Genomic DNA, 10,588 nt, shown 5'->3' with positions numbered 1-10,588 from the left:
CAGAAAGGAACGAATAAGCCATTCCCACGATATTTTTAACCACCGAAAAATGCGGCAACAAGCGGTCAATTACCTGCCGGGCAGCTGGACGGCGGCGGAAAGCGACGCACACATTCGAAAGGAGAGTCCTGCGTCACATGGGAATGGCCGGCGATGATGGAAATATCAACGGAAGTCAGTGAGAGCAGGGTGCGGCAGACGAGGGCCGCCGCCGAGCGGTACCGCTGGAGCGGCTCCGAACGCGACGAGGCGTGGCGCAGGCGCGAGCGGGGCGAGGCCTTCCCCGACTCCCCGGAGATGCTGGCCGCCCGGACCGCCCGCCTCATCCAGCGCAACGGGCTCCCCGTCGAGGCGGCGCTGGAGGCGACCAGGACCGACGCCCTCGACCAGCCCCAGATGTACGAGCGCATCCTCGGGGTGGCCAAGGACCTGCAGTCGTGGAGCTTCCTGCCCCGTGGCGCGCGGGCCGCGCGGACGGTCGCCCGGATCTGCGTCGCCGAGAACGGCCGCGAGATCCCGATCGGCACCGGCTTCCTGGTCTCGCCCAGGCTGCTGCTCACCAACCATCACGTGCTGCCCGACGCCACGGCGGCCGCTTCGGTGATCGTGGAGTTCGACGCCCAGGTCACCGTGGACAACACGCCTGACGTCTCGCGGCGGTTCGTCCTGGCTCCCGAGGTGTTCTTCGCCGCCGACAGCACGCTCGACTTCGCCCTCGTGCTCGTCCGCCCCGACGCAGACGGCCGCCAGGCCGGCGACACGTTCGGCTGGAACCGGCTCAGCGTCCAGACGGGCAAGCTGGTCATCGGCGAGCCGGTCAACATCATCGGCCATCCCAGCGGCCGGCTGAAGGAGATCTCCATCCGGGAGAACCGGCTGGAGGCGCGCCTCGACGAGTTCCTCCACTACCAGACCGACACCGAGCCGGGGAACTCCGGCTCCCCGGTCTACAACGACCAGTGGGAGGTCACGGCCCTGCACCACAGCGGCGTGCCCAGGACGGACGACCAGGGACGCATCCTGCGCCGCGACGGGCAGCCGTGGCGCGAGGGAGACGGCGACGACGCCGTCGACTGGGTCTCCAACGAGGGCGTGCGGATCAGCGTCATCCTCAAGCACCTGGCCGCCCTGCCCCTCGACGAGGCCCGGCGCGCCTATCTGACGGAGATGGGGCCGGAGTCCGGGCTCGGGGCCGTCACCGTCCCGCCACCCGCCCCTCCGATGGACGAGCGGCCGGCCGCCGAGCCGGGCACGCTCGCCACGACCCCGCGCGCGGGCCTGCCCGCCGCGCCCGGCGCGTTCGGCGGGTCCAGGCACGTGGTCTTCCTGCACGGCCGCGGCCAGGAGGAGGGCGTCCCCGAGGTGCTGCGCCGGAACTGGGCCGCCGGGCTGAACGGCGGGCTCACCCGGGCGGGGCTGCCCACGATCGAGCCGGCCGACGTCTGCTTCCCCTACTACGCGCACCGGCTGCTCCAGGCCATGCGGCCGGTGGAGGCCCTGCCTCACCCGCCGCGCGGGGCCGTCGAGGCGGTGGCGCCGGCTCCCGGCTCCACCCGGCGGCTGTACGAGCAGCTGATCGTCGAGGCGGCGGGGCGGGCCGGCCTGCCGGGGGCGGGCCCGGGCAGCGCCGAAGGGCTGGGCGACTCCGTGCGGCGCGGGCTGAACTGGCTGGCCGACACCACAGACCTCGATCGCCTGTTCATCGCCGCCGTCTTCGCGGACGTCGCCGCCTACCTCGACGACCAGGAGGTGCGCGAGGCCGTCCTCGGCTGCGTGCTCGGGGAGATGCCGCGGACCGGCCGACTGGTGCTGGTCAGCCACAGCCTCGGCACCGTGGTGGCCATGGACCTGCTCACCCGGCTGGACCCGGCGGTGGAGGTGGAGCTGCTCGTCACCGCCGGCAGCCCGCTCGGTCTCGACGGCGTGCACCGGCGCCTGCTCACCGGCGGGCCCCGCCGGCCCGGCCGGGTGACGCGCTGGTTCAACGCCTGGTGCCCCATCGACCCGGTCGCCCTCGGCTGCCCGCTCGGCGACCGCTGGACGGACGGCCCCGAAGAGGTCGCCGTCGCCAACCCGGTGGGCCAGGCCCACGACATCGACGAATACCTCGCCCACCCCGAGGTGGCCCAGCCGATCGGGGCCGCGCTGCACGCCGCGGCCCCGGTGGCGGGCGCCGGGGCGGCGGCGTACGGAGGCGCGACGCCATGACGAATCTCAAGGTAGCGACGGTCAACGGCGAGTGGATGAACGACTGGTTCACCGCCGACGCCGAGACGGCGGCCTTCGTGCCGACGTTCTCCAAGGACGGCGAGCACGGCGTCACCGCGCAGGCCGCCGGCCGCCTGGCGGGGCTGATCTCGGCGCTCGACGCCGACATCGTCGCGCTGGTCGAGGCGCCGAGCCGCCCGGCCGAGCTGAAGCTGTTCATCGACGAGTACCTGTCCGAGAACGGCCACCCGGCCTACGACTTCGTGCTCGGCGACTCCGGCGGGAGCCAGAAGCTCGCCCTGCTGTTCAAACCCGGCCGGGTCGCGCTGTCCCTGACGCCCTCGTCGGAGGCGGGGCCGTTCATCGACCCGTGGCTGGCCGACGTGGACGGTGACGGGACGCTCAACGAGTACGCCTTCACCAGGAACCCGCTGTGCTGCGGGGCCGACGTGGACGGCGGCCGGCTGGGAGTGGTGGTCGCGCACCTGAAGTCCAACTTCATCAACCGGGGGCGCCAGTTGTGGCAGGATCCGGCGCGGCGCCTGGAGTTCGTCCGGGCCGCGCTGCGCAACCGGCGGCGGATCGCCAACGAGGCCATGCGCATCCGCCGGGCCATGGAGCGGCGCCTGGCGACCGAGCCGGAAGCGGCGATCATCGTGCTGGGCGACCTGAACGACGGCCCCGGCCAGGACTACTTCGAGGAGTTCTACCTCGCGCACAACGTCACCGACATCCTGGTCGGCTCGCCGTACCAGCCGGAGCGGCTGTTCGGCCACGCGCAGGCCGACGTCGAGGAGGAGCGGCGCTTCAGCGCCGTGTTCGACGACTTCGTCACCAAGGAGCCGAACCGGCACGTGCTGCTCGATCACATCCTCCTGTCGCCCGCCATGACGCACGGCGGCGCGCCGCTGACGAAGGTGCCGGGGTCGGGGCGCGTCGAGCACGACGCGTGGGCGGCCCAGCTCGACGGCGACGGCTCCGCCCGGGACCGGCGCGCCACCGACCACCGTCCGGTCAGCGTGCTGCTCACTCCCGCGTGACGCCGTCCCGGCCGCGCAGGCGCTCCTCGACGGCCTCCACCAGCCCGGCGATCACCCCGTACGGTGAGGGGCTGTAGTGCGGGACCGCCCACCGCGTGATCCTGGCGTCGATCACCGTGGGGCGGCCCGAGCCGAGTGCCGAGCGGAAGGCGCTCTCGAACTCCTCGATCGTCTCCACCCGGTACCCGTCGGCCCCGCAGGCCCTCGCGTAGGCGGCGAAGTCGGGGTTGCGGAACTCGACCAGGCCGCTCTCCCGGTACGCCGCGAGCTGGTAGAGCTTGATCAGCTTGAACTCCTGGTCGTCGAAGATGACCCAGATGACCGGGATGTCGTGCTCGACGGCGGTCATCAGCTCGAAGCCGGACAGCGCGTAGCATCCGTCGCCGCAGCCGACCACGACCGTCCGGTCCGGGTGGGCGACCTTCACCCCGATCGCGCCGTTGACGTGCCCGGCCATCGGCCCGAACGAGCCGGCCTTGCGGAAGTTCTGGCCCTCCTCGACCTCCACGTAGTAGCCGAGCCACGCCAGGTGGGCGCCCGCGTCGGCCAGGAGGACGGCGCCCGCCGGCAGGAGCCGGCCGATCGCCTGCGCGAGCTCGCCCGGATGGATCCGGCCGGTCAGGTGGGTGATGTGCCTGCTCTCGTAGTCCTTGCCGGTCACGCCGGCGGCCGGTACGTCGCCGACCTTCCGCTCCAGCGCCTCGACCAGCGCGGCGACCGCCGGGCGCGCGTCCGACAGCAGCGCGTGGTCGGGCGGGTACGCCTTGCGGAACTCGTTCTCGCAGATGTTGACGTGGATGAGCAGCTTGCCGTCGAACAGGTCCTCGCGGTAGCCGAAGGTGGCGTGCTGGTTCAGCGAGTTCCCGACGCACAGGACGACGTCGGCCTCCCTGAACGCCTTCCAGGCGCTCGCGTGCCCGCTGTCGGAGAAGACTCCCAGCGCGAGCGGATGGGTCTCCGACACGATGCCCTTGCCGTCGAGCGTGGTCAGCAGCGGGATCTGGAACCGTTCGACCAGCCGCTTGATCTGCGGGCCGGCGCCGCTGCGGACGGCGCCGAACCCGGCGAGCACGACGATCCGCCGGCGCCGCGCGAGAGCGTCCGCGAGCACCGACGCGATCTCCTCTACGCGGGCCGGGTCGGGCGGGACGGGCGCGACGTCGAGCCGGACGGGCCGCCTGTTCCCGACCTCGACGCCGCGCTCGGTCAGGTCCAGGGGGACGTGGATGTGCACGGGGCCCGGCCGCCCCTCGAAGGCGCGGTTGACGGCCTCTTCGAGCACGTCGAAGGTGTCCTCGGCGGATTCCAGCAGGAAGGACTTCTTGGTCGTGGCGGCGAACATGGCCCGGGAGTCGGGTGTCCCGCCGAGGCCCGAGGTCTCGTTCAGCGAGCCCCAGCCCTGCCACTTCCTGGGCGCGTAGCCCGAGACCGCCAGGACCGGGTAGGAGTCGGACATCGCCATGGCCAGGCCCGAGAACAGGTTGAACGCGCCGGGCCCGGCCGTGGCGAAGCAGAAGCCCAGCTTCCCGCTGAACATCGCGTAGCCGCACGCCATGAACGACGCCGCCTGCTCGTGGCGGGTGATGATCGGCCGGATCCGCCGCGAGTGCTTCAGCGCCAGCATCAGGCCCGCGGCGTTCTCCCCCGCTCCCCCGAAGGCGGCCTCGACGCCGACGTCCTCCAGCCCGGCGACGATGGCCTCGTAGACCTTCACGGACGTGCCCTCTCCCCGTGCCAGCGTGCGGCATGCCGCCGATGGGCGTCGGTCGTCCCGTCCGCGAAAAAACGCTCGTAGTACTCGGTCTCGACGTGATGGGTCTGCAGCCAGATGCCGGGCACGTGGATGGCGTCCGCGTGGGCGGGGAAGCGGCCGTGCGTCTCGTGGATGTAGACGCAGACGTCCCGCGCGCAGTCGATCACCTCCTGCTCGTACGCGCTCGCCTCGGCCAGGTAACGCCGCCCGTAGTCGCCCTTGTAGATGCGGGCGAACGTCGCCTCGTCGGTGTAGATGCCGCCGGGGCCGAACTTGGCCCGTACGACGTGGTCCACGGCCGCCTGCATCGACGGGAAGTTGGGCGGGCAGGCGGCCCTGATGAGCTGCTCCCCGTTCACCCGCAGGCCCACGGGGTGGGAGCGCAGCGTGGCGTACCTGGGCAGCGGCACGTGCCAGCGCAGGACGTCGGCGAGGCGGAAGCGCGGCGTGACGAAGTCGAAGCCGAGCATCCTGCCGTAGGCGCGGGAGAACTTCGGGTCGCCCAGCATGATCTGCGGATGGATCGTGCCGTGGATCCAGGCGCCGAGCCCCATCGCGTCGGCGGTCAGCATCAGGTTCTGCATGAGCAGGTCCGCCTCGATCTGGACGCGCATCGTGCCCATGGCGCCGAGCGGCACCTTGACGTCCGGGTTGAGGAACCCGTTCTTGACCCATTTGGCGACGCCCGCCGGCCGGTAGAGGTTGCGGTCGTCGACGAACGTCGGCCTGGCCCCCTCCGGCTGGGTGAGCAGGAACATCAGGCAGTTGATGTACTGGTGGGAGAGGTCCACCACGGGCAGGAAGATCGTGCTGCCGGGGAGGTTCGACAAGAAGCGGTTCGCGTCGAGGTAGGCGGGGAAGTCCCGCCGCCCCTCGGCCACGTCGAGCCGGTGGCTGAGCACCCGCACCTTGGCCTGGCGGGCCCGCTCGATCAGCGCTTCGGCGGTGAAGGGCAGGCCGGCGGCGGGCGGGAGCTTCCTCAGGTAGTACGTGCCGGTGTCGTTGATCATGAAGAAGTGGGTGCCCTGGGCGTTGTCGGGGCTGCCCGCCGTCCGGCCGGCCATCGTGAGGTTGGGCTTGGCCATGATCGGGTCCCCGTCCCGCGGATCCTCGAACGGCCGGTCCGGCATGGTCAGGCCGGAGCAGCCGGTGAGCGCGATGAGCAGCGCCTCCTCCAGCTCCGTCAGCGGCATCGGCGGATGCGGCGACCGGTAGCTCATCGAGCCGGCCGGCACGGACGCGCCGCGGCTGACGCGGTGCGTCCGGCGTTTCCAGATGGTCTCCAGCAGCGGCCGGGCCAGGAGCGCTTCCAGCCCTTCCTGCCTGGTGGCCGGCTTGACGTCCATGACGGGCTCGCTTTCAGTCGTGCGTGGTGCCGGTGTTCGCCTCCGGCCTGGTCGGGCGCCACGGCGCGAAGGCGCTGGTGGTTCTGGGCAGCACCGCCGCCAGCCCGGGGCAGTGCCGCAGGATGACGCTCGTCATGCCGTTGCGGGCGACCCAGTCCATCCCCAGCGGGGTGTAGATCTCGGGCCGGAAGTCGACGGTGAGGAAGCGGTCGCTCTGCAGCCGGCGGCTGGCCATGAGGATGAAGATGCGGAACGCCGTGTCGCTGAAGCCGAAGCGCTCGGGCGGGTTCTCCGCGAAGAGCCCGACCATCGTGTCGATGTCGTCGACCGAGCGGTAGACGTCCCGCAGCCGCGCCAGGCAGTCGGGGTCGGTGGTGAGGTCCTCGAAGCGGCGCAGGCGGGGCCGGTGCAGGCCGGCGCGGAAGTCGTTGTAGCGCGGCACGGCGCGGCGGCGCGTGCGGACCAGGTCGACCACGGACAGGTCGATGATCTCGCCCTCCCGCTCGAACGCCTGCAGCGCGCGCGGGAAGTTGCGCAGCGTGATCGCTCCGGGGTGGGCGATGCCGAGCGAGTACAGCGCGTTGGCCAGGCCGGTGCGGCGCATGACCGGCTCGGTGGCCGCGCCCTGGAGGTCGTGGAAGCCGAGGCTCTCCAGCCGCCGCCCGGTCCGGTGGTCGGCGAGCTCGTAGTCGTCCGGGATCAGCGGGTGCATGCGGTAGACGGTGACGAAGTCCTCGGTGAGCGAGTAGGGCGTGCCGTGATGGTCGGGCAACGTCCGCGGAATGCCGGTGAGCGCGTGCGCGTCGGCCAGCCACAGCCCGAGATGGGTCAGCCAGCTCTCCGGCGGCCCCTGCCAGTTGGCCTTCAGGCCGATGTCGATCAGCTCGGTGGCGAGGATGGCGGGGGTCCACTCCACGGTGTGGATCTTCGCGATGAGGGCGGAGACCACGAGCCTGGCCGTGTGGTACACGGACTCCTCGTCCATGCCGGGATACTCCTCGCGCAGGGCGCGGCACACGGCGTTGTGCTCGCGGGCGAAGAGCGTGTGCATGACGCTGAGCCCCAGCCACCAGTTGTCGCGGAACCCGGTGATCGGGATGCCGTCCGGCCCCGGCACCAGGTGCCCGTTCTCCAGGCGCAGCGACGCGTCGCCGTCCGGCTCGCGCAGGGACTTCGCGACGCTCTCGTCCCCGCCGTAGACCTCCGAGCCGTCCCACCAGTGGGAGGCCGCGTTGGCCGACAGGATGGGCGGCCCCGTCCCGCCGGCCGGGCGCAGGTCCTCGTTGTCGGCGAAGCGCATCACGCGCTCCGGCGCGCCTCCCGGGGTGTTGGTCCACGTCATGCCGTACGGGAGCGGCACCTCGACGCTGCCGGCCCCGGCCGGGCAGCGCTTGTGGTCCACCCAGTCGTGCACCTGGAACTGGATCCAGGCGGCGGCGATCACGTTGAGCGACCGTGCCGGGATGAAGCTGTCGCGGTGGAGCAGCTCCCTGCTGACGACGACCGGGTTCGGCTCGTCGAACAGGTCCGGCCGGTGGACGGGCCGCAGGTTGCGGCCGAAGGTCGCGCCGAGCGCGCCCATGGCGGGGTCGGACAGGTCGTTGTAGGTGCCGTCGTAGGTGCGCCTGACGAGCAGGCTCTCGTCGAGGGCCGGGGGCACCGGATGGGGCCGGGGCGGGGCCTGCCGCACCTCGGTGTCGAACAGGTTCTCGCGGCGCAGCACCTGCCGGATGGTCGCGACGTTCAGCAGGCCGATCCAGGTCGGCAGCCGGTGCCAGGGGACGAACCGGTTGAGGGCGCCGAACGCGCCGCGCAGCAGGGCGCCCACGACGACGTTGCGTCTCGGCGTCGGCGTGACGAAGCGGCGCCCGCGGCGATGGGCGCTGCTCGCCTCGTAGGCGGCCTTGCGGGCGCGGTTCAGGTTGCCGAGGGGCCGGAAGGCGTCGGTGGTGTTCCACGGGTCGAAGGCGAGCTGGTCGATGCGGGCCGCGGCGGCGCGCGCGGCCGCGGTGCCGAGGTCCTGGCGCGGGATCGTCAGCGTGGCCACGGGGACGACGGGCACGTCGGCGTCGGGCCAGTCGGCGGCGCCGTTCTCGATGGGCGTGAGCCGGGCGTCCTCGTAACGCTGCACGCACAGCTCGAAGACGACGTCCTGCCTGGCCAGCCGGGTCGCCAGCTCGTGCGAGAGGTAGTCGGCGTCCCAGGGCGGCGGAGCGGGCACCGCCGGCGACACCGCGGCCGGCCTGAGGCGGTAGCGGACCGGGCCGGCCTCGCCCCAGAGGATGGCGCTGCGGCTCCAGTACGTCTCCAGGGCGAGGCTGCGTACCTCGCGGCGGGCTCCGGCGAGCACGTTGCGCCGCATGCGGGCGGCGGTGGCCCAGCCCAGGGCCCGCGGCAGCTTGACGTACAGCGCCACGGCCCGGCGCACGGTGGTGTCCGCGCCGGCCATGACCCGCGCGAACACCACGAACTCGCGGGCGTTCGCGGCGTGGGAGACCGGATGGTTGGTCATGAGGAGGTCGTGCGCCTCCCCGTCCCCGGCCTGGATCCGCAGGGCCGCGCCCCTCAGGTCCGGGGCGGGGTCGGGCCGGCGGGCACCGCTCGCGTTCGACAGCCGGACGATGACCGGGTATTCGGCGCCGGGCTGCGCGAACCCGGCCCGCAGCTCCTGAGGCAGGGAGTCGTGGAATCTCAGCGTGGCGTTCTCGACCCCGAGGATCGCCTTCGCGTGGAAGGTCCGGTCGATCCCGGACGCGCCGCCGCGCTCCTTGATCTTCAACTGGACGCGCATGAGGTCGTCGGCGAGCCGCTGGAGGATCACCCGCTCCGCCTCGGGCGAACCCCCGACGTACCGCTCGTACCGCTCGGACGTGGGGCGTTCGCGCGCCGCCGGCCGCTCGCGGACGACACGTTCCTGCTGCTTGGCCATGTGACTTCCCCCGAGAGTGCGGCCACCGCGCTGGGCGGGATCTCCGTGCGCTATTCCCCCACTCGTCGGGGCGACGCGCCCCTTTCCCCCAGCGCTGCCCATTCTTGGGAAAATGGCTATCTTCCCTGGTCATTCGCGACATCGCGGCCCGGCGGCTTCTCCCCGCCGCACGGGCGGCGGGCCCGGCCCGAAGGCCGGGCCCCCACCAGGTCACGCGCTGATCAGCTCGGCGACCGTGAGGTCGCGGAAGACCGTGATCGGCACGTCCTCCGACGGACGCTGGAAGAGCGCCCCCGACGACCGGTGCGGCAGGTCCACCGTGCGTACGTGGCGGAAGCCGCGGTCACGGTAGTAGCCCTGCAGCCGCGGGTTGGCCTTGGCGCAGTCGAGGCGCAGCCAGGGCAGGCCCGCCGAGTAGGCCGACGCGCAGGCCCAGTCGAGCAGCGCGTCCCCGAGGCCGGAGCCCGACCAGGGGCGGGCGACGGCCAGCTTGTGGATGTAGAGCGCCGCCCCCGGGTCGTCGGCGGGGGTCCAGAACTCGGGGTCCGCGTGGTCGTCCAGGGCGATGGTGGCCACCGGCGGGGCCGCCTCGTCCGGGTCGAGGTACCTGAGCTCGTCGTCCAGCAGGAACAGCACCCGCTCCTCGATGAGCGGCTTGATCCGCTCGGGGCCGAAGCCGCCGCGGGGCCATTGCCGCACTCCCTGCGCGTGCAGCCACTCGGCGGTGTCGGCGAGCAGCGTGAGGACGCCGGGAAGGTCCGCGGGTTCCGCTCTGCGGAGGGAGAGCGGGTGAAGCAGGGTGTTTGTGTGCATAGTAGTACCCTTCGTTGCGTTGGGTGTTCGCGCCTGCGCGCAGCGTGATGACGCAATGTCGCGTAGGGGCGAAATGGGGCCTCAACCCGATATATATGGATAAATGGCGATTTAGGGGAGTATGCACGACTCCCCTAGGCCAGCGAGGCGGCTATTTCTCGCTGCGCCCGGCCGGCGGGATCACCCCTTCACCCACGAGCTCGTCAGCGGCGATCGAGCTCGTATCTGATCAGATGTTTGTCGGCTGGCAAAACCGACACGGCGACACGCACAGGCATGTCTGCCCCGTCGTACCCCACTCGCACGTACACCATGACTGGCGTACCGAGCTCGAGTTGGAGGCGTTCGGCCTCCTCCTGGTTGGGCATGCGCGCCCAGATGTCGTCCACGACACGGACCTGCGCATGGCCCAGCTCTTCCAGCACCCGGTTCGCCCCTCGCGCGATGTCTCCGGGCCTGGCGATCTCGGAGTCGGCAACCAGATCGCGGGGGAAGTAGG

General features: G+C 71.8%; 7 protein-coding genes. 2 read left to right on the top strand and 5 right to left on the bottom strand.

Translation table 11 applies throughout. The annotated features are described in order from the left end of the window. Positions 1-189: 189 nt before the first annotated feature. Entirely contained in the window at positions 190-2,208 is a 2,019-nt protein-coding gene (locus HCN51_RS56895) for a trypsin-like serine peptidase (protein WP_346434186.1), read from the top strand. Then, entirely contained in the window at positions 2,205-3,248 is a 1,044-nt protein-coding gene (locus HCN51_RS56890; RefSeq protein ID WP_206069094.1) for an endonuclease/exonuclease/phosphatase family protein, read from the top strand. Before HCN51_RS56895 ends, HCN51_RS56890 begins: the two co-directional genes overlap by 4 nt. Here the strand turns inward: HCN51_RS56890 and HCN51_RS56885 are convergent. The 5 genes from HCN51_RS56885 to HCN51_RS56865 form a co-directional block, all read right to left on the bottom strand. After that, complete coding sequence (locus HCN51_RS56885) at positions 3,235-4,962, bottom strand: thiamine pyrophosphate-dependent enzyme (RefSeq protein ID WP_168022097.1); 1,728 nt, start codon at positions 4,960-4,962, stop codon at positions 3,235-3,237. The genes HCN51_RS56890 and HCN51_RS56885 overlap by 14 nt on opposite strands. Continuing rightward, entirely contained in the window at positions 4,959-6,347 is a 1,389-nt protein-coding gene (locus HCN51_RS56880) for a hypothetical protein (protein ID WP_168022096.1), read from the bottom strand. Before HCN51_RS56880 ends, HCN51_RS56885 begins: the two co-directional genes overlap by 4 nt. A gap of 13 nt (positions 6,348-6,360) precedes the next feature. Next, a complete protein-coding gene (locus tag HCN51_RS56875) occupies positions 6,361-9,276 on the bottom strand; it encodes a peroxidase family protein (protein WP_168022095.1) in 2,916 nt (971 codons plus the stop codon). Positions 9,277-9,486: 210 nt separating this feature from the next. Then, positions 9,487-10,089 carry a GNAT family N-acetyltransferase gene (locus HCN51_RS56870; RefSeq protein ID WP_168022094.1) on the bottom strand — a complete coding sequence of 201 codons (603 nt, stop codon included), beginning with the start codon at positions 10,087-10,089 and terminating at the stop codon, positions 9,487-9,489. A gap of 203 nt (positions 10,090-10,292) precedes the next feature. Then, positions 10,293-10,588: UTRA domain-containing protein (locus HCN51_RS56865; RefSeq protein WP_168022093.1), on the bottom strand; the 296-nt coding region annotated here is incomplete at its 5' end.

It is taken from the genome of Nonomuraea composti (assembly GCF_012034275.1).
Classification (GTDB): Bacteria; Actinomycetota; Actinomycetes; order Streptosporangiales; family Streptosporangiaceae; genus Nonomuraea; species Nonomuraea composti.
The sequence above is the reverse complement of the archived record's forward strand: the minus strand, read 5'-3'. Positions and strand labels throughout refer to the sequence as shown.